16 protein-coding genes are annotated in these 19,923 nt (G+C 56.3%); 14 read left to right on the top strand and 2 right to left on the bottom strand.

From position 1 onward, the window contains the following. The 7 genes from FE784_RS15110 to opp4C all read left to right on the top strand — a co-directional run. A partial coding sequence (locus FE784_RS15110; protein ID WP_218103778.1) for a coiled-coil domain-containing protein occupies window positions 1-2,201 on the top strand: 2,201 nt, incomplete at its 5' end. Between the two features lie 29 nt (window positions 2,202-2,230). Then, on the top strand, window positions 2,231-2,779 hold the full coding sequence (locus FE784_RS15105) for a CvpA family protein (protein ID WP_176706234.1): 549 nt from the start codon (window positions 2,231-2,233) through the stop codon (window positions 2,777-2,779). Window positions 2,780-3,485: 706 nt separating this feature from the next. After that, window positions 3,486-4,448: an ABC transporter ATP-binding protein gene (locus tag FE784_RS15100; RefSeq protein ID WP_246132035.1), complete on the top strand. Its 963-nt coding sequence runs from the start codon at window positions 3,486-3,488 to the stop codon at window positions 4,446-4,448. 143 nt (window positions 4,449-4,591) lie between these two features. Beyond that, window positions 4,592-5,548 (top strand): ABC transporter ATP-binding protein, encoded by a 957-nt coding sequence (locus FE784_RS15095; protein ID WP_139603036.1) that lies wholly within the window; start codon window positions 4,592-4,594, stop codon window positions 5,546-5,548. Between the two features lie 34 nt (window positions 5,549-5,582). Next, window positions 5,583-7,247 (top strand): peptide-binding protein, encoded by a 1,665-nt coding sequence (locus FE784_RS15090; protein ID WP_246132034.1) that lies wholly within the window; start codon window positions 5,583-5,585, stop codon window positions 7,245-7,247. A gap of 23 nt (window positions 7,248-7,270) precedes the next feature. Then, a complete protein-coding gene (locus FE784_RS15085) occupies window positions 7,271-8,242 on the top strand; it encodes an ABC transporter permease (RefSeq protein WP_139603035.1) in 972 nt (323 codons plus the stop codon). 3 nt (window positions 8,243-8,245) lie between these two features. Continuing rightward, on the top strand, window positions 8,246-9,121 hold the full coding sequence (gene opp4C, locus FE784_RS15080) for an oligopeptide ABC transporter permease (RefSeq protein WP_139603034.1): 876 nt from the start codon (window positions 8,246-8,248) through the stop codon (window positions 9,119-9,121). 98 nt (window positions 9,122-9,219) lie between these two features. Here the strand turns inward: opp4C and FE784_RS15075 are convergent, their stop codons facing one another. Next, window positions 9,220-9,588, bottom strand: a complete 369-nt coding sequence (locus FE784_RS15075; RefSeq protein ID WP_139603033.1) for a cupredoxin domain-containing protein — start codon at window positions 9,586-9,588, stop codon at window positions 9,220-9,222. A gap of 207 nt (window positions 9,589-9,795) precedes the next feature. After that, window positions 9,796-10,161, bottom strand: a complete 366-nt coding sequence (locus FE784_RS15070; RefSeq protein ID WP_139603032.1) for a phage holin family protein — start codon at window positions 10,159-10,161, stop codon at window positions 9,796-9,798. 254 nt (window positions 10,162-10,415) lie between these two features. Here FE784_RS15070 and FE784_RS15065 point away from each other — a divergent pair, with 254 nt between their 5' ends. The 7 genes from FE784_RS15065 to FE784_RS15035 all read left to right on the top strand — a co-directional run bounded on the left by FE784_RS15065 (window position 10,416) and on the right by FE784_RS15035 (window position 19,892). Beyond that, window positions 10,416-12,782 carry an endonuclease MutS2 gene (locus tag FE784_RS15065; protein ID WP_139603031.1) on the top strand — a complete coding sequence of 789 codons (2,367 nt, stop codon included), beginning with the start codon at window positions 10,416-10,418 and terminating at the stop codon, window positions 12,780-12,782. A 549-nt stretch (window positions 12,783-13,331) separates the two neighbouring features. Beyond that, window positions 13,332-15,656, top strand: coding sequence for a family 78 glycoside hydrolase catalytic domain (locus tag FE784_RS15060; protein ID WP_139603030.1), 2,325 nt, complete (start codon window positions 13,332-13,334; stop codon window positions 15,654-15,656). A 151-nt stretch (window positions 15,657-15,807) separates the two neighbouring features. After that, complete coding sequence (locus FE784_RS15055) at window positions 15,808-16,476, top strand: tetratricopeptide repeat protein (protein ID WP_139603029.1); 669 nt, start codon at window positions 15,808-15,810, stop codon at window positions 16,474-16,476. A gap of 129 nt (window positions 16,477-16,605) precedes the next feature. Then, window positions 16,606-17,289 carry a PspA/IM30 family protein gene (locus FE784_RS15050; protein WP_139603028.1) on the top strand — a complete coding sequence of 228 codons (684 nt, stop codon included), beginning with the start codon at window positions 16,606-16,608 and terminating at the stop codon, window positions 17,287-17,289. Between the two features lie 139 nt (window positions 17,290-17,428). Then, complete coding sequence (locus tag FE784_RS15045) at window positions 17,429-17,848, top strand: DUF350 domain-containing protein (RefSeq protein WP_139603027.1); 420 nt, start codon at window positions 17,429-17,431, stop codon at window positions 17,846-17,848. Window positions 17,849-17,947: 99 nt separating this feature from the next. Further along, on the top strand, window positions 17,948-18,424 hold the full coding sequence (locus tag FE784_RS15040; RefSeq protein ID WP_139603026.1) for a hypothetical protein: 477 nt from the start codon (window positions 17,948-17,950) through the stop codon (window positions 18,422-18,424). A gap of 130 nt (window positions 18,425-18,554) precedes the next feature. After that, window positions 18,555-19,892, top strand: coding sequence for an MFS transporter (locus FE784_RS15035; protein WP_139603025.1), 1,338 nt, complete (start codon window positions 18,555-18,557; stop codon window positions 19,890-19,892). The last annotated feature ends 31 nt before the right edge of the window (window positions 19,893-19,923 follow it).

Here is a 19,923-nt window from a genome sequence, read left to right as displayed (position 1 = left end):
GTGAGAAGGCGGAGCAAGCGCTGGTGGCTGCGCGGAGCGAGGGCGAGGAATCGCTGAAGGCGGCGCTGGAAGCGGAGCGCGAGAAGGCGGATCAGGCGCTGTCGGCTGCGCGGAGCGAGGGCGAGAAAGCGTTGAAGGCGGCGTTGGAAGCGGAGCGCGAGAAGGCGGATCAACTGCTAGTAGAAGAATTGTTGAACGCAGAGCAACAGCTGGAAGAGGAACGTCAGAAAGCGGATAAGTCGTTGGCGGCAGTGCGGAGCCAAAGCGAGGAAGCGTTGAAGTCCGCGGTTGCGGCTGAGCGTCAGCAAGCGGAGCAGGCGCTGGCGGCCGAACGAAGCAAGAGCGAGGAAGCGTTGAAGGCGGCGCTGGCAGCGGAGCGCCAGAAAGCCGAGCAGTCGTTGGCGGCAGCGCGGAGCCAAAGCGAGGAAGTGCTGAAGTCCGCGGTTGCGGCTGAGCGTCAGCAGGCGGAGCGGGCGCTGGCGGCCGAGCGAAGCAAGAGCGAAGAAGCGTTGAAGGCGGCGCTGGCGGCGGAGCGCCAGAAAGCCGAGCAGTCGTTGGCGGCAGCGCGGAGCCAAAGCGAGGAAACGCTGAAGGCAGCACTGGAAGCGGAGCTTCTGGAGCGGACGGCATTAGCCGAGCTACATGCCGAAGAGCTGGCGAAGCTGCGTGAGGCGACGGAACAGCTTCTGGTTGCGAAAGGTCAGCTCGAGGAGAAGGTCGGCGTCCAAGAAACGGGATTCGCCGAATTGGAGAAGGAAAGCAACAAGCTCAAGGAACAGCTCGAGCAAGCAGGGGCGCAGCTCCAAACGGCTCGAGGAGTTGAAACAAAGTATGCCGAGCTGGAACGGCGTTTCCACGCCCTGCAACAATCGGCCGAAGGGGAAACGAACGAGCTGCGCCAACGCGAGAAGGAGCTGTCCGATAAGCTGGAACGGGTCCGCGAGCACGTGCTCTCGTCCGAAGGGGAGCTTGAGGCCGAGCGGTCGGGAAGGGAAGCGATGACCCTGGAGCATGCGGAGCAGTTGGAGAAGCTGCAGGAAGCGAACCGCGAGCTCGAGAAGAAACTGGAAAAGCAGACGCTCAGAAGCAAACGGCTGGAGAAGGATAACTGGCTGCTGGACAAGAACAACCGGGGGTTAGGCGAGACCAACCTCAAGATGATGGAGGAATACAAAAAATTACAAGATAGCTTCGAGCTGAAGCAGAAGCTGATGAGGGAGCAGGAAGAAAAGCTGCTTCAGGAAATCGTCTCCCAGCAAAAAGAGCACAACAAGGCGGCAGAGGGGCTGCGCAATGAAGCGAAGCTGGCGCTCGAGGCGCTGGAAGAGGCGCGTCTCGGCGGACTGCAAGCCGCGGAAGAAGAGAAGAGCAGCCGGGAGCAGGCCGTTGCGGAAGAGCGGGGCCGGTGGGAGCGGGCTTTGGAGGAAGAGCGTCTTAAAGGCCGACAGGCATCGGAAGAAGGACGCTTGAGAGAACAAGCTCTGGAGAAGGCTCGCCATGAAGCGGAGTCCTCGTTGGAAGAGGCGCGGCTGCAAGCGGAGACCGCGTTACAGGATGCTCGCTCGCAGGCACAAGCGGCCGTCGAAGAGGCACGGCGTCAAGCCGATCAGGCCGTCGAGGAAGAGCGGAGCAAAAACAGGCAGGCACTGGAAGCGGAGCGGCAAATAGCCGTCAAGGCACTGGAGGACGAGCGCCGCAAAATGGAGCAGGCGCTTCTGGCCGAACGGCGCAAAGGAGAGCAGGCGCTTGCGGAAGAACGCCGTCTGAAGGAGAGAGCGCTTGAGCAAAGCGAATCGGGCTTGGAGCAAGCGTTGGAGAAAGAACGCCAAAATCTGCTGCGCTCATTCGATGAAGAGCGGCACCGCGCCTTTGCCGAGTGGCAGTCTGAGATCGAAGGATTGAAGGCGAAGCTGGAAGCGGCAGCAGCCGTAGAGCAAGCCGCCCAGGGACGCGAGCAGGAGCGAATCGCTCGGCTGGAGGCGACTTTGGAGGCGGAGCGGGAAGCTTTCGAAGTCGAACGCGCGGATATGACCGAGACGTTCGAGAGAGAGCGCAGCACGCTGCGGTACGATCTGGAGCAGCTGCAAAACGAACGGCGCGAGGAAGCGGGCCTGCAATTGAAGTACCGGAAGCTTCAGGAAGAGTATTCCAAGCTCCAGAACGAATTCAATGAATGGATTCAACTGGTCGAGAAAGAATGAAGTACCGTTACGAATAGCGGATGGACTCCATGAACACTTTGGATATCGTCGCCGCCGTTCTGGTCGCCGCAGCGCTCTTCCTCGGCTACCATCGCGGCTTTGTCGCCCAGCTCGTCTCGATTGCCGGATTGTTCATCGCATACTTGGCCGCTTATTGGCTGTATGATGACGTCTCTCCGGCAGTTGCACGTTTTCTCCCATTGGACCGGCTTCAGAATTACGGACAGTTTGCGTTTCTTGTGGAAGGACTGAAATGGAACGTTTATTTTTACAACGCGGTAGCGTTCGCCGTTATTTTCTTTGTCGTCAAAATCGGGATGTCCGTCGTCGGACGGTTGCTCCATCTGATTGTTTCCATACCCGGGCTGAAGACGTTCAACAAATGGAGCGGAGCGGCGTTGGCGTTGCTCGAAGCGATCATACTGTTCATCATCGCCGTTCACGTAATGATCGTAATCCCTTCCGAAAGGCTCCAACGAACATTGGAGGGCTCCGTATCCGCCGGGTATACGATCCAATATACGCCGGAGCTGACGAACAAGCTGATGGAGCTGTGGAATAAGGAACGGCCGAACTAGCAAATCAGCTTTATCCTATATCATCTTGCATAAACGCTCCGAGGCGCAAGCCTTGGAGCGTTGTTTATTGATTCCATTGAGCTTTCGGAAATCAATAAACCAATCTACGTTAATAACGGTTTCAAATTGTGCAGTACTTGTGAACGTTTTACGTCGAAAAATACTTGCAACGTGAAGTATCAATTCAAATATGGTGATATTTAGGCCGCTAAAAGTCTCTTCTCCCAGCGAGCGACGGACCGCGGAACGCATCTGTTCGCCTCCATCCCCCCCGAAATTGTGAGTGCGGAAGGCGGTCGCTGGCGATGGACCGCACGTGGGTATACGCTGATATTCGTTGGGTGAAATCGACGCGATCAATAGGCCGATAGTATCGAATATTGGCACCTAACGTCACGATTTTCACAGGAAATTCCTGTTTCGCCAAGCTTATTCCACGAGCCTTCTGCCAGGCGGAAATGCCTGTGCCGGAAGGCTTTTTGCTTTGCTCCTTTAAAGAAGGCATCCATTAAGGCGGTTTTTCGTTAATGCGCATTTTCATTAAAGCGTGCATCCTTTAAAGCTGTTTTCCTTTAACGCTTTTATGTAATAATGTTTCTTATATAATCATAAAAATGGGAAAAAAAATTTAATGACAACAAGGGAGAAAATAAGTAAAATGATTTTGTGCTATTTTGTTGCACGGATTTGGGCGGGGGTGAACGTCGTGATCGACCCAGTATTACAGGTGAAAACGCTTAAAACTTCATTTCAGGATAAAAATAGACAAATTACAGTTGTTGACGGGATAGACTTCGAAATCGGCCGGAACGAAGTGGTTGCGCTCGTCGGCGAATCGGGCTGCGGCAAAAGCATGACCTCCTTATCCATCATGCAGCTGCTGCCCCGTTCGGGAACGATATCCGGAGGCGAAATCCGCTTCCGCGGGCAAAATCTGCTGAAGCTCAATCGGCGGGAAATGTCGCGGGTTCGCGGGCGCCAAATTTCCATGATTTTTCAAGAGCCGATGACGTCGCTCAACCCGGTGCTGACGATCGGGCTGCAGATGACCGAAGCGATCGTTCGCCATCTGAACGTCAAGAAGCCCGAAGCGAACGCGATAGCGGACGAATGGCTGCGGCGCGTAGGCTTCCCCGAGCCGACGCGCACCCGCAAGCAATTCCCGCATCAATTGTCCGGCGGCATGAGGCAAAGGGTGATGCTGGCCATGGCGATGGCCTGCCAACCCGAGCTGCTGATCGCGGATGAGCCGACAACGGCGCTCGACGTGACGATCCAGGCTCAAGTGCTGGACTTGATGCGTCAATTGCTGAAGGAAACCGGTATGTCGGTGTTGTTCATTACGCACGACCTCGGCGTCGTCGCGGAGATGGCAGACCGGGTTATTGTCATGTATGCCGGTCAAATCGTGGAGACGGCGGACGTCCGGTCGATATTCACGTCGCCTCTGCACCCTTATACAAAAGGACTGCTGCAATCGACGCCGCGCATGCAGGGCAGCATCGAGAAGCTGGTCCCGATTCCGGGCAGTGTGCCGCCCGCAGGCACGGTGCTTCCCGGATGCCGATTCGCGGACCGCTGTCCGATCGCGACCGCAGAATGCCGCGAACGTTTGCCCGAGCTCCGGGTTATTCGTCCGGGACATAGCGTCCGCTGCATCAAAGCCTGAGCAGCCGGCAGGCGAACTCGGCTCGATACAGGTTTGGGGGATCCGCAGGGGGCCTCCCCCGAAAGTACAGGAGACGCGCCTACGAGGGCAGCTCCACTTTCGGGGGTTTAAGTATGGGGGATTAACTAAGGAGGATTAGAACGATGAACGCTCCTCTTCTCGAAGTGCAAGGATTGAAAAAATATTTTCCGATCGGAAGAAGCTCCAAATCCGGGGCGGTCAAAGCGGTCGACGACGTCAATCTGACGTTGTACGAAGGCGAGACGCTCGGCATCGTTGGCGAGTCCGGCTGCGGGAAATCGACGGTGGGGAGACTCGTGCTGCGCCTTCTCGATCCGACCGGCGGCGACATTCGCTTTGGCGGCAAATCGATCGGCAAGCTGAGCCAGCGGCAGCTTCGACCGCTCCGCAAAGACATGCAGTGCGTATTTCAGGACCCGTACGCTTCGTTGAACCCGAGAATGTCGGTCGGAAACGCGATTGCGGAGCCGCTCGTCATTCAAGCCGGCAAGAGCTGGAAGGAAGCGATGAAGGAGGCCGAATCGCTGCTTGAAACCGTAGGGTTGAGCTCGCAGGCCGCGAGACTGTATCCGCACGAGTTTTCCGGCGGACAACGGCAGCGCATCGCGATTGCCCGCGCGATCTCGCTTTCGCCGAAAATGATCGTGGCCGATGAGGCCGTATCGGCACTCGACGTATCGATCCAGGCGCAAATCGTCAATTTGCTCGGCAGCTTGCAGGAACGGACGAAGGTGTCCTACTTGTTCATTTCCCACAATCTGAGCATCGTCCGGAATATTTCCGACCGGGTGGCGGTCATGTACTTGGGCCGGGTTGTGGAGACGGCAAGCCGTGATCAGCTTTTTACAAGTCCCAAGCATCCTTATACGCAAGCGCTGTTGTCATCCGTTCCGGAGCCCGATGTGGATTTCAAACGGGAGAGGATCGTGCTGAGCGGCGAAGTGCCGAATGCGGCCAACCCGCCCTCCGGCTGTCCGTTCCATCCACGCTGTCCGCACGCCACCGACCGCTGTCGCAGCGAAAGGCCCGAATTCAGAGAAGTGCAGCCGGGGCATTACGCCTCGTGCCATTTCATATAAGAAACAGTTTTCAACCAGGAGAGGGGATTTATTCATGATGTTCAAACCGTATCGTACATTGGCGACCGCAGCGCTGGTCGCGACATTGGGCACTTCCGTCGTATTGGCCGGGTGCTCCTCGACCTCGAACGGCGGGACCGGGCAGCCGGCCGCTTCCGGAACTTCGACCAACACGACCGCGCCGGCGAAAGAAAAAGTAGACGGCGGCGAAATTATTACCGCGTACTTGTCCGACCCTCAAGGCTTTATCCGTTTCTGGGCGACAACGACGATATCCAGCGAAGTGATCGAGATGGTTTTCAGCACGCTGTACCGTTTCGATGAGAAACAGGATATCGTGCCGGACCTGGCGGTCGGTCAGCCGGTCTTTTCCGACGACAAGCTGTCGATGACGATCAAAATCCGCAACGACGCCAAATTTACCGACGGCAAGCCGGTAACGGCAGACGACGTCGTCTTCACCTACAACATCCCGATCAATCCGGACTACACGGGTCCCCGCAAAGGGACGTTCGAGAAAATGCAGAAGATCGAGAAGGTGGACGACACGACCGTCAAAATTACCTTCAAGGAGCCGCATGCCGGCTATATCGACATGATGATCTACAACATTTTGCCGCAGCATCTGCTGAAGGACGTTCCGGTCAAGGAAATGGACAAGTCGGCCTTCTTCAAGCAGCCGGTCGGTTCCGGCGCCTACAAGCTGGCGGAGTGGAAGCAAGGCCAATATTTGAGCTTCGTCCGCAATGAAAACTATTACGGCGGCAAGCCGTCGATCGAGAAAGTGACGGCGAAAATCATTCCGGACGCGAACGCCATGATGGCCCAGCTGCAAACCGGAGAAATCAACGTCATCGCGGTTCCGGCCGACAATCTGGCGGCAGTCGAGCAGTTCGCCAAAACGAACAATAAAATCAAGCTGCAAAAAGGTATCGCCCTCGGCCAATATTTGTTTATCGGGTGGAACTTGACCAACCCGCTGTTCCAGGACAAGAAAGTGCGTCAAGCGCTGACGACGGCGATCGACCGGAAAGGCATCGTGGACGGCGTTGTGGAGGGACAGGGCAAAGTCGTGAACAGCCAAACGTCTCCGACCTACTGGACCTATACGGACAACGTGCCGAAATTCGACTTCAATGTGGAAAAGGCGAAGCAGATGCTTGCGGAAGCGGGCTGGAAAGATACGAACGGCGACGGCATTTTGGATAAGGACGGCAAAAACTTCGAGTTCGAAATGCAAGTGAACCAAGGCAACAAGGTTCGCGAAAAAGGAGTAACCGTCGTTCAGCAGCAATTGAAAAAAGTCGGGATCAACGTGACGCCGCGAGTGGTGGAAGGTTCCGCCTTTACGAAAAATTTCCAAGGAAAAAACTTCGAATCGATCTATTACGGATGGTCCATCTCGGGAGATCCGAACCCGAAGGGCATCTGGCATTCGGCGGAAATCGAGAAAGGACTGAACACCGTCTCGTACAAAAACGCCGAAGTCGACAAGCTGATCGACGAAGACTTGAACACGTTCGACAAAGCGAAGCGCAAAGAACTGCTTAACAAAATCGACGCTCTGATCGCCGAAGATCAGCCGTACACCTTCCTGTACTCGCCGACGACGACGATGGCTTATCCGAGCAATCTGGAAGGCTTCAACGTGAATCGCGACAGCCTGAAGGAAATCGAGAAGTGGTATTTCACCAAATAAATGAACGAAAGAAGTGACTTCCGGTGGCTCTTTACGCGCTGAGGCGATTGCTTAACGCCATTCCGATACTGCTCGGCATCACGATCATCTCCTTCGCGATCATCCATATGGCGCCGGGGAGTCCGCTCTCCTCGTTCCTCGAGGATCCGACCATTAAAGCCGTTGACAAAGAAAATATGATCAAAGCCTTCGGGCTCGACCAACCGCTTTACTTACAGTATTGGGATTGGCTCAGCGGCATGGTGCGGGGAGACTTCGGAACGTCCTTTCTGAAAAGCGATCCGGTATCCACATTGATATGGGAACGTCTGCCGACGACGCTGTTGTTGACCGTATCGAGCTTCGTGCTCGCGATGGTGATCGCGATTCCGCTCGGTATTGCGTGCGCGCTGAGAGCGAACTCCCGGTTGGATCAGATCGTCACGGCCATATCCAACGTAGGCATTTCCATTCCCGGCTTCTGGCTGGGGCTCGTGATGATGATGCTGTTCGCCGTCAAGCTGGGCTGGCTTCCTTCGGGCGGCCTGCAGACGATCAACGCTCCGTTCAGCATGGCGGATCGGATCCAGCACCTCATTTTGCCCGTAGGCACGATGGCTGCCGCCGAGATCGCCATCTGGACCCGGTATATCCGTTCCAGCATGCTCGAGGTCATCCACCAGGACTATATGCGGACGGCAAGAGCCAAAGGCTTGCTGAACGGTCGGGTCATTACGGTGCACGGTTTGCGCAATGCGCTTATGCCGATCGTCACCTTGTTCGGGCTGATGCTGCCTTCGTTTTTCGGCGGAGCGCTTATAATCGAGACGATTTTCAGTATTCCCGGTATCGGCCGCCTCTTCATCGAGGCCGCCTTTCAGCGGGATTACCCGATCATTTTCGCCATTACGACGGTGGGCGCCTTTTTGACCGTGCTCGGCAGCATCATCGCCGATATTTTGTACGCTGCCCTGGACCCTCGGGTGAGCATCGATCAGAAAGGGGCGAAGGTGTAAGCGATGGAAGCTGCCATTACAACAACACCCGCAGTAAAACCGGTACTGCCGCGAAACCGCGCCTGGGCCCGGTTCAAGCAAAACAAGCTGGCCGTCATCAGTTTGTTCGTCATGGCCGCGATCATCTTACTGGCGTTGTTCGCTCCGCTTATAGCGACCCACGATCCGGCCGAGCAGGACCTGCTCAACCGGCTGAAGCCGCCGAGCGCCGACCATTGGTTCGGCACCGACGATTTGGGCCGCGATCTGTTCAGCCGGGTGCTGTACGGCTCGCGCGTATCGCTTTCCGTAGGAATTTTCTCCGTCGTGTTCAATGTGGCGATCGGGGTAGCGGTCGGGGCTCTCGCCGGCTATTACGGCGGGAAGCTGGACAGCATTCTGATGCGGTTCGTCGACGTGATGCTGGCTTTTCCCCAGCTGTTCCTGCTCATTACGGTCGTCACGATTTTGAAGCCGAGCCTGTTCAACATTATAGTCGTGTTCGTTCTGTTCGGCTGGATGGGCAAAGCGAGGCTGCTGCGGGGACAGATCATGTCGATCAAGAACCGCGAGTTCGTGGACGCGGCCCGTACGATGGGGATGTCGGATTTCCGGATCATCTTCGTGCATATATTGCCGAACGCGATCGCGCCGGTTATCGTCTCGGCCACGCTGCAGATGGGCTCGATGATTTTGACCGAGTCGAGCTTGAGTTTCCTCGGCTTGGGAATTCAGCCGCCGCACGCGACTTGGGGCAACCTGCTGCAAAGCGCCCAAAGCTTGACGATTATGCTGAAGGCGCCGTGGTATCCGCTCATTCCCGGGTTCATGATTTTCCTGACGATCATGTGCTTCAACTTTATCGGGGACGGCTTGCGCAGCGCGCTAGATTCGCGGTAAGCGGCAAGCGCGGGCAAGACAGTGAGAAAGATTTACTGCGTACAATAACAAAACGGTTCGGGGCTTTAGGCTCCGAACCGTTTTTGTGTACCGTATTATTATTCTACGATCAGCTTCGCTTTCATCGTGGCGTGGCCGCTTCCGCAAGGAATGCTGCACGTGATGTCGTAGGTGCCGGCTTTGTCGAACGTAATATCTTTCGTTTTGTTCGTGCCGATGTCGCCGATTTTATCGATTTTGATGCCGTGCGCGCCTTCCGTGCTATCCAGCTTGACCGTCAACGTTTCGCCTTTTTTCACCTTGTACTCGGTTTTGTCGAACTTCCAGTTGGTGGCCGTAATTTTCAATTCGCCGGTAGCCGGTCCGGCTGCCGGCGCGCCGGCGCCGCTCGATTCTTCCTTCTTGGCACAAGCGGCCAACACGAGCACGACGATCAAGGCAAGTAAGTATACTAGCGTCTTTTTCATACAATAAAAACCTCCCATGGCGTGGTATCGATTATTTAGGTTCCAATGAGTCTCATTATAGCGGATCGGGAGATGGAAAGCAGTGACAGTCTGGTGAAGGCTTGGTGAAATAGTTGTGAATATGTTGTGACATATAGGGGGAAAGGATGGCGGAAACGCCAAAAACGGCCTGCTCATGAGCAGACCGCTTTCGGATGGCACCACCTATTACCGGGCTTCTTCTTTGCTCCGTCCGGCATCGAACGGGGTACTGACCGGAATGAACAAGTCGATGATCCCGATCACAAGCGCCGCCAAAATCGCACCGATTACCGTCACCGTGACGCCGCCGACGACGAACTGGGCTAGCCAGATGACAGCTGCGCTCGCCAGAAATCCGACGATGCCGCGTCCGAACGGCGTAACCCGTTTGCCGAAAATTCCTTCCACAATCCACCCCAATACCGCGATGACCAAGGCCAGGAACAAAGCGCTCCAGAAGCCTCCGACGGCAAAGTTGGGAACGATCCAGCCGACAAACATCAGCACGATGGCTGCAACGATAAATCGGACTACATGGCCAAGAAATCGCATGTACGCTACCTCCTTTGGAATGGTCGCGAACGTTTTACGGTCCGCGATTCGTCAACTTGCATCCCGGTTTCTGGCGGCGATATCGGTGCAATCTTTATTTTTGCCCAAGCGGCCCACAGTATGTTCGCCAATTATTACCGAACCGCCGCGGCGGGCAAAATCGTTAAAACCGATCGTTCAATAGCTAATCGGGAAGCCTTCGGATATAATAATGAAAACTGCTCGTTTTCGGATGGAAGGAGTTTGACAACGTTTTGAACCCGAAAGTACTGCTGACGCTGGAATATAACAAAATACGACTGAAGCTGGCGGAGCATGCCGCTACGTCGCTCGGCAAATCTCGTGCCGAATCGCTCGAGCCGAGCTCGGACTTCGAAGAAGTGAAGCGGCTGCTGAAAGCGACGGACGAAGCGGTGAAGGTGGACAGGCTGAAGGGCGGAGTCCCGTTCGGGGGCATTCGCGACGTACGGTCCGCGCTTCAGCGGTCGCGCATCGGAAGCACGCTTGGCGCTTCGGAGCTGCTCGATATCGCCAATACGATCGGCGGCGGCCGCAAGCTGAAAAAGTTTCTGCACACGGTTCATGAGTCCGAGCCGGTCGCGTCGTTGACGGAGGCGGCCGAGCCGGTCAGCGAGAACAAGACCGTCGAGGACAAAATCAAATCGTGCGTCGACGACCAAGCCGACATTCTCGATAGCGCGAGCCCCGCGCTGAGCCGGGTCCGCCATGAGCTGCGAACGAGCGAATCGCGTGCGCGGGAGAAGCTGGAGCAGATGATCCGCACCCCGTCGATACAGAAAATGCTGCAGGACTCGCTGATCACGATTCGCGGCGACCGGTACGTCATACCGGTCAAGCAGGAATACCGCAGCCATTTCGGCGGAATGATCCACGATCAGTCCGCGTCCGGAGCGACGCTGTTTATCGAGCCGGAAGCGGTCGTGACGCTGAACAACAAGCTGCGCGAGCTGAAGCTCGCCGAGGAACGCGAGATCGAGAAAATTTTGATCATGCTGTCGGGATATGTCGCCGAAGCGGCGGACGAGTTGAGCATCTCCGTAGAAGCATTGGGCGAGCTCGATTTTATATTCGCCAGGGCGGGACTGGCCCGCGCACAGAAGGCGACGCTGCCGATGATGAACGACCGCGGATTTCTGAAGCTGAAAAAAGGGCGTCATCCGCTTTTGAATCCGGGCGCGGTCGTGCCGCTCGATGTCGAGCTTGGCAATCAATTCAGTACGATTATCGTGACCGGCCCGAATACGGGAGGCAAGACGGTATCGCTGAAGACGATCGGTCTGCTCAGTCTGATGGCCATGTCCGGCATGTTCATACCGGCCGAGGACGGCAGCCAGCTATGCGTATTCGACGCCATTTACGCCGATATCGGCGACGAGCAGAGCATCGAGCAAAACCTGAGTACGTTTTCCAGCCATATGACCAATATTATATCCATCCTGAAAGGAATGACTCCGAAAAGCCTGGTGCTGCTCGACGAGCTGGGAGCGGGCACCGACCCGTCCGAAGGATCGGCTCTGGCCATCGCCCTGCTCGAATATATTCACCGCATCGGCTGCCGGGTCGTGGCGACTACGCACTACAGCGAGTTGAAAGCCTATGCATTCGAACGCAAGGGCGTGATCAATGCAAGCATGGAATTCGACGTGCAGACGCTCAGTCCGACTTACCGGCTGCTCGTAGGCGTTCCCGGCCGCAGCAGCGCGTTCGCGATCGCCGAACGGCTCGGCCTGCCGCGGCCGATTCTGGAGATGGCCCGCGGTCACGTGGACGAGGACGATAAGCGCGTAGAGACGATGATCGCATCCCTCGAGGCCAATCGGGCGACGACCGAGGCGGAACGCCGCAATGCCGAGCAGCTTCGCGGCGAGGTAGAGCGGCTGCGGAACCAGCTCGAGGACGATCGCGAGAAGTTCCGGGAGCAGCGCGACAAGCTGCTCGCCAAAGCCGAGCAGGAGGCCAAGGACGCGGTCGCGAACGCGCGGCGGGAAGCGGACGAGGTCATCCGCGAGCTGAGGCGGCTCGCTATGGAGGAGCGCGGCGCGATCAAGGAACACAAGCTCATCGACGCCAAGCGACGTCTCGATCAGGCGGTTCCCGAGCTGCGCGACAAGCGGGATGTGCCTAAATCCGCCAAGAAGAAGGCGGAGACGATCGAGGTCGGGGACGAGGTGCGCGTCATGTCGCTCGGCCAGAAAGGCCATGTGGTCGAGGCGGCCGGCGGCGGAGAAATGACGGTGCAATTGGGCATTTTGAAAATGAAGGTCAACAAAGCGGACCTCGAGCTGATCAAATCGGCGCCGGCGGCGAAGCCGGTCCAGCACGTATCGGCCACGGTGAAGCGGAGCCGGGACGAGAATATCCGCACCGAGCTCGATTTGCGGGGGAGCAATCTGGAGGAAGCGATCCTCGATACGGACCGTTTTCTGGACGAAAGCTTCCTGAACGGCTTTGGCCAAGTGTATGTCATTCACGGCAAAGGGACCGGCATCCTCCGCGCCGGACTGCAAGATTATTTCAAACGGCACAAGCACGTGAAAAGCTACCGGCTCGGCAACTATGGCGAAGGCGGGGCCGGCGTGACCGTGGTGGAATTGAAGTAAGCGGCAAAGCGTTATGCGGCGGTGCCGGCATAAAAAGGTTTCGGTACGGCGTTAAGCCGCTCCGGGACCTTTTTTCTGTCTGTCCCAAGTGGAACCAAAGTGTTACCATATTTGTGGCGCGGGAGGATGAAATTCGGTCGGAAGTCGGCTTGCCGAAGGAAATAAGGTTGAAACCAGCGCTATTGTTGGCCCGGAGCGGGAAAACGAAGCGGATAGTGCTGAAATGAACCTTATTTGTGGCGCGGGAGGATGAAATTCGGTCGGAAGTCGGCTTGCCGAAGGAAACAAGGTTGAAACCAGCACTATTGTTGGCCCGGAGCAGGAAAACGAAGCGGATAGTGCTGAAACGAACCTTATTTGCGGCGCCGGACCAGCCGCGACCGCAAGTTTCGCTCGGAGTGAGGCTTTCCGCCCGGCGGCTGCATGACAAAAGTGACAAAATACGCCTAGCAAATGGCAAAATCCGCGCCTGTTATGCCGCGACGATTCCGTTACACTGAGGACGGACGAATAGATGCGAATCCGCGGACGAAACAGGAGGGAAGCGCGATGAAGCCGATCGATTGGCAAGCGCAGTGGATCTGGAACGATTTGCCGGAAAATACGCCCAACGTATACTTGGAAGCGCGGAAAGTATTTGAATTGGAACGTGTGCCGGAGACGGCGATGCTGCATATTTCGGCAAATCAGGAGTATATCGTATACGTAAACGGGACGAAGGCCGGACGGGGGCCGTCTCCTTCCGACAACGCCTGGAAATATTTCGACTCGATCGAGGTCGGCAGTCTGCTTCGCTCAGGGCGAAATGCGATCGCCATTTTAGCCTATAATTTCGGCACGAAAGAAATTGTAATCGAGCAGGCGCAAGGTCCAGGCGGGATCATCGCTCAATTGGACTTGTCATTCGGATCGGAGACGCAGCGGGTATGCACGGACGACAGCTGGAGGTGCAGAAGATCCCCGCGCTGGGTGACTAAAGTGACGCGTCAGCATATGTGGGGAGGCTACCGCGAAATTTATTTGGCGGACGGTGAGGACGGCTGGGAGGGCGTGGACTATGACGACGCCGGGTGGCCCGGGGCGGTCGCGATCGCCCCGGCAATGTCCGCCGACAGTCCGTGGCCGCGGCTGCTGCCGAGGGAAATTCCGTTTTTGAGTCGGCGGTTCGTGTCTCCCGTCTCGATCGTCCGTACGGAAGCCAATTATGGTACCGTTGACGGGGCTGAGTATATGCTAAGCGAAGCCGGGGGCAGGACGGAATCCGGTCAAAGTACGGCAATGCGTATCGAGGCGGGTACGCCGGGAGCGATGCCCGCCGTCGTATTCGATTTCGGCCGGGTAACCGTCGGATACGTCGAAATCGAGCTTCAAGCGCCGGAGGGTGGCGTCATCCAGCTTCATTACGGCGAATCGTTGGACTTGGCCCATTACGATACGTTTATGCTGAAGCAGGGGAGCAACCGTCTGGAGCCGTTCGGAAGACGGGCATTCCGCTATGTCAAGCTTGTCGTTCAGGCGGCGTCCGCCCCCGTAGCCGTTAGTTTGTTCGGGGTCCGCTTCGTTCATTACGACTTTGCCGAAATGGGCACATTCGAATGCAGCGACCCGCTGTTGAACCGAATCTGGGATGTCGGCACGTATACGACGATCGTGAACAGCCAGGACCACCTGGAGGATTGTCCGCTTCGGGAGAAAGCGCTGTGGATCGCCGATGCGATCGTCATGGGCAAGGTCATATACCAAACGTTCGGCGATTCCCGACTGCTGCGCAAATGCTTGCTCCAGGGAGCGCGCATTCAGCTCCCCGAGGGGGCGATACCGGGTACGGGGCCGGAGCGGAACGGCAAAATCCTTCCCGATTTTTGCGCGCACTGGCTGTTCGGCGTATACGAGCACTGGACTTATACGCGGGACGAGGCGTTTCTGGCGGAGCTGTGGCCCTCGATCGTTCGTCTGCTCGACTGGTTCCGGGCGCAAGAAGACGAGGACGGGTTGTTCGCCAAGGCGAACCGCCGACCGTGGTGGTGCTTTATCGACTGGGCCGAATATATCGACCGCAGGGACCGCGTTACGGCGGTGAATTGTTTCTATGCGAAAGCTCTCGGATTGGCCGGCGAGTTGGCCGAAGCGACGGACCGGGCCGAGCAGGCGAACGACTGGCGGGAGCGGGGAGAGAGCCTGAAGGCGGCTATTCGCCAGAAGCTGCGCCTGGAAGGCCGCGAGGAGTTCGCCGATTGCTTGACGGACGAAGGCTTGTCCATACAGTCGACGGCACAGACGAATTTCTCCGCGATCTGGTCGGGCGTGACGGAAGGGGAGGAAGCGGACCGTTATATACGCGACCAGTACGAGCAAGGGCGGACGCCCGAGCTGAAAGGCGCCTTTTTCTATCATATCGTGCTCGAAACGTTGTTCTCGTGCGGCTTCGATAACCGGGCTATCGAGAAAATACGCTCGTACTGGGGCGAGATGCTGTCCCGCGGAGCAACGACCTGGTGGGAGACATTCGATCCCGATTCGCCGCATAGCACCGTCCCCGGACCGTATATGGGCAATACGCCGACTTATTTGCGGGACGATGTTCCCGTCAGCTTCTGCCATGGCTGGGGGGCGGCACCTACTTATTTGCTGACCCGCTACGTGCTCGGCATCGACGTAAGCGAGCTCGGGGACGGCGTCGTCCATTTCCGTTTCCGTCCCGGAGATGTCGGCTCTGCGCGCGGTGAAGTACCTACCCGCTACGGCACGATCAAAGCCGAGTGGAGCAAAGGCGAGGACGGCGCGATTCGTTACCGGGCTATCGTGCCGCAAGGCTTGCAATGGATCGCGCACGACGGATTGGACGCTTGCGCGGAAATTAAGCAGCTCCCATAGCCTGTCTATTAAGATGCGCACACACGCTGCGCGTCTTTTTCTTTTCCACTTCTCTTTTTAGTGTTTTTGTAAAGGTCGAACGTGGCATTTCCGGCCAAAGTCTGTATGTATGCTTCCTTGCATATGGTAAAATGGAAGCGGAGGTGGCGAGGTGAGCAAATTTTTTCTGTTTGCCCTTATATGGTGGCTGGTCGGGAACCCGTTTCTCGCAATCATTATCGTTCTCGTTGTACTGTACATGCTCGACCGCAGGTTTATCGGATTGTCGCCCAGCTTGCTGAAGCCGTATCGGCGAAGCCGGCGCCTGTCGCGGCTGAAGCGTGAGCTCGCCATGGCGCCGCATCACGCGGGCAACAAGCTGGAGGCGGCTCGTCTCTATATAGAGAAGGAAAAGTACGCCGAAGCGTTGGAACTGATCGAGCAGGTGAGCTCCGTCTACGATTCGGCCGATGTCGTTTATGAAATCGGGTTATGCCGGTTGAAGCTCGGGCAGCTGGAAGAAGGGGAACGTCTCATCCTGCAAAGTCTGGACATGAATGAGCGGGTGAAATACGGGGAGCCGTATTTGCGATTGGGGGAAGCGTTCGCTCCCGTACAGTCGGACAGGGCTATCCGATATTTGGAGCAATTCCGCAAAATCAACTCTTCTTCGTGCGAAGGCAGCTACAAGCTGGGCCGCATTTACGACAAGCTCGGCAATAAAGAAGAGGCGAAGCGGGCCTTCGGCGAAGCGCTGCATATTTACCGCGGGCTGCCCCGTTATAAACGGCGGGCGGAAAGGCGTTGGGCGATTTTGTCGAAATGGAGACAGATTTTTTAAAAAACGATGCGCCGAATTTGAAACTTCTTCGTCCTGCCTGCGTATGAAATGGGTGTAAACAAAACAACGCGTTGATTTCCAATTGGAAGTTACATGAATAGCACTACCAATACGAGGAGGAACTGTACAATGGGAATTTTCAAAAGATTGCGCGACTTGACGATGGCTTCGGTCAACGACTTGCTGGACAAAGCGGAAGACCCGGTCAAAATGCTCAACCAATTTTTGCGCGACATGGAGGAAGACATTCTTGAAGCCGAAACGGCCGTAGCGAAGCAAATTGCGATCGAGAAAAAGTTCAAGCAGCAAACCGACGAGGCGGAGGACATGGTCAACCGTCGCGGCGAGCAAGCGATGAAGGCACTCGAGCAAGGCAACGAGGAGCTGGCCCGCAAAGCTTTGCAGGATAAGAAGGAGCATCAGACTCGCTACGACGAGATGAAGCGCCAATACGACATCGCCAAAACGAACGCCGATCAGCTTCGCGCTCAATTGAGCGAAATGAAAGACGAATTCGGCAAAATGAAAAACAAAAAAGACCTTCTCGTAGCCCGTGCGGAATCGGCGAAGGCTCAGAAGCAAATCAACCAGACGATGAGCGGCTTCGGCCAAGACAACGCGGCCAAAGGCTTCGACCGGATGACCGAGAAAGTGCTCCAGATGGAAGCCGAAGCGGAAGCGAGCAAAGATATTCGCAGCTCGAACCGTACGCTCGACGACGAGCTGGCCCAACTGGACAAAGGCGGCGGCGGCGTCGAAGACGAGCTCGCGGTGTTGAAAGCTCAATTGGCTGCGAAGAAACAGCAGCAGTAATAACTAACAGTAGCGCTTTAGGCAAGCAACGAAGAGACTGTGGAATACGTTCATGAGCGGGATCGGCCCAATGCGGCCGATTTCGCCTTGTTCTCCAGTCTCTTTCAGCCATTTTCAACAAAAAAGGCGGCTGAACCTGATGAACGAAGAGGTGGATGTTTTGTTATCGAACCCGTATTTGGAAACGCTCGCTTTTTTCTCCATCGCCATATTGGCGCTTATCGTATTTTTGGCCATATTCGAATTCGTGACGCGGTACAACGATTGGGCCGAAATCAAAAATGGCAACGTCTCCGTAGCAATGGCCACGGGCGGCAAAATTTTCGGGATTTGCAACATTTTCCGGTTCGCTATCTTGAACAACGACACCATTCTCCATTCCGTCATTTGGGCGAGCTTCGGCTTCGTGCTGCTGCTCGCGGCGTATTTCATCTTCGAGTTTTTGACGCCGGTGTTTAAAATCGATGCCGAGATTCAGAAAGACAATAAAGCCGTCGGACTGCTGTCGATGATTTTATCGATCTCGATCTCGTACGTTGTCGGCGCAAGCGTGACCTGACGATGAAATACTTGTGGGGGACTTTGCTGGTGCTGGCGCTTGCGTTTCTGGCCGTGGGCGTATATTATTTCGTTAATAACGCCTGATGGGGGAATGGAAATGAGCGAAGACAAATCGGCCACGGTTTGTCCGTGGTGTCAGACGGAGATTGTCTGGGACGAGGAAGTCGGTCCCGAGGAGACATGTCCGCATTGCTTCAATGAACTGAACGATTATCGGAGTCTGCATGTCCATCTGGACGGCGACGATCTGGAGCTGACCGATGACGACGACGATTTGACCGAGCTGAACGGTTATGAGGCCGCCGTCAAAAAACGGCTGGAGCAGCAGGAGGATGGCATGGAGTGCGTCCGCTGCCAGGATGAGATGGTATTGGCGGGAGCGATGAAGGTCGAGGAAGGCCAGTTCGTCCCCGTCCCGTCTTCGGGCTCGGCGCCCGGTTTCCTGAAGCCGCCTTTCCGAATGAATATGTTCGTCTGTCCGTCGTGCTTCCAAGTGTCTTATTCGCTGTCCGACGAAGACCGGGTCCGTCTAGTTAACCAATGGTCCAATTTGAATCAGGATCACGATGGCTGATCGTCCAAAGCCGCTCCCCGCCGGAGCGGTTTTTTGTTTCCGGTTGGGATTGCCGCCTTTGGGGTACGTTATAGAAAGCCGCATACGCCCAGCGTTTCCGGGTGGCAATTCAAGCATACAGGTGAGGCTCATGCAGCGGAAAGAAAATCGTTACGGGGAAACGGCCGCCCGTGAAGGCAAATCCGGGTTAAGGGCCGTTTTTACCGCGACGGAACGGGAAAAAGGTTATTTCCATCATCGGGATTCGGCAGACAAAAAAAATGCCGGTTTCGATTCGCAAACGTGGCTTCTGCTTATCGTAAACGGATTGTTTGCCGCCGCCAACGCCTTGTCAGGTACGTTCGTCAATGTTTATTTATGGAAGGTGAAAAATGATTTCGCCTTGATCGGCTGGTTTGCCTTCGCGCATCAGGTCACGATGGGGCTGACGTTCTGGCTGGCCGGCAAATGGGTGAAGGAGCATAATAAAATGCACAGCTTGCGGCTCGGTGTCGCCATAGCCGCGCTTTTTTATTCGCTCGTGCTGCTCCTGCAGCAGCAGGCGGTCGACTATGTTTGGCTGCTCGGGATCGTACAGGGACTCTCTTCCGGATTTTTCTGGCTGGCCTTCAATGTCGTCTATTTCGAGGTGACGTCGGCCGACAATCGGGATCGCTTCAACGGCTGGGCCGGCCTGCTCGGCTCCGGCGCGGGCATGATCGCTCCGTGGATTTCCGGCTGGCTCATTACGCGCCTGCCGGGGACTAGCGGCTACCGGCTCATTTTCGCGATTTCGCTCGGGATTTTCGTCGTGGGCGTAGTCGTCAGCTTCTTCCTGCGCAAGCGCAAGGTGTCGGGCAAGTACGAATGGGCGCATGGCTATCGCAGCCTCGCGAAGCGGGGCAGCCCTTGGCAAAGGGTATTTGCCGCGCTAATCGCGCAGGGCATCCGCGAGGGCGTGTTCGGTTTTTTGATCGGGCTTATGGTGTATATCGCTACAAGCAACGAGATGCGGATCGGCAATTTCTCGCTCGCTACGTCCGCGGTGGCGCTCGTCAGCTTCTACATTGTGGGCAAATGGCTGAAGCCGGCATACCGGAAGCGGGGGATGCTGATCGGAGTGATCATGATGATCGCCGTCATTTTGCCTTTTTTCTGGAAGGTCAATTATACGACGCTGCTGTTGTTCGGGATCGGGGTGGCTCTGTTTATCCCGCTCTACATCGTGCCGATGACGTCTTCCGTGTTCGATATTATCGGTCAGGACCGGGAGAGCGCCGAGCATCGGGTGGAATATGTCGTGCTCCGGGAGCTTGGGCTGAATTTCGGGCGAATGTTCGGCACGCTGGCGTTTATTCTCGTCGTATCCTGGACTACGGCTCCGGCCGCGATCAATTGGCTGCTGCTTGGCGTTGGCAGTTCTCCGCTGCTGGCCTGGGCCCTCATGCGCGACAAGCTGACCCCTGCTCAATCCGGCAAATCCCGATAACGTTACAATGAATTTATGCTATAATGGATGT

It is taken from the genome of Paenibacillus hemerocallicola (assembly GCF_006265175.1).
Classification (GTDB): Bacteria; Bacillota; Bacilli; order Paenibacillales; family NBRC-103111; genus Paenibacillus_AB; species Paenibacillus_AB hemerocallicola.
This window is presented reverse-complemented; position numbering and strand designations above follow the sequence as displayed.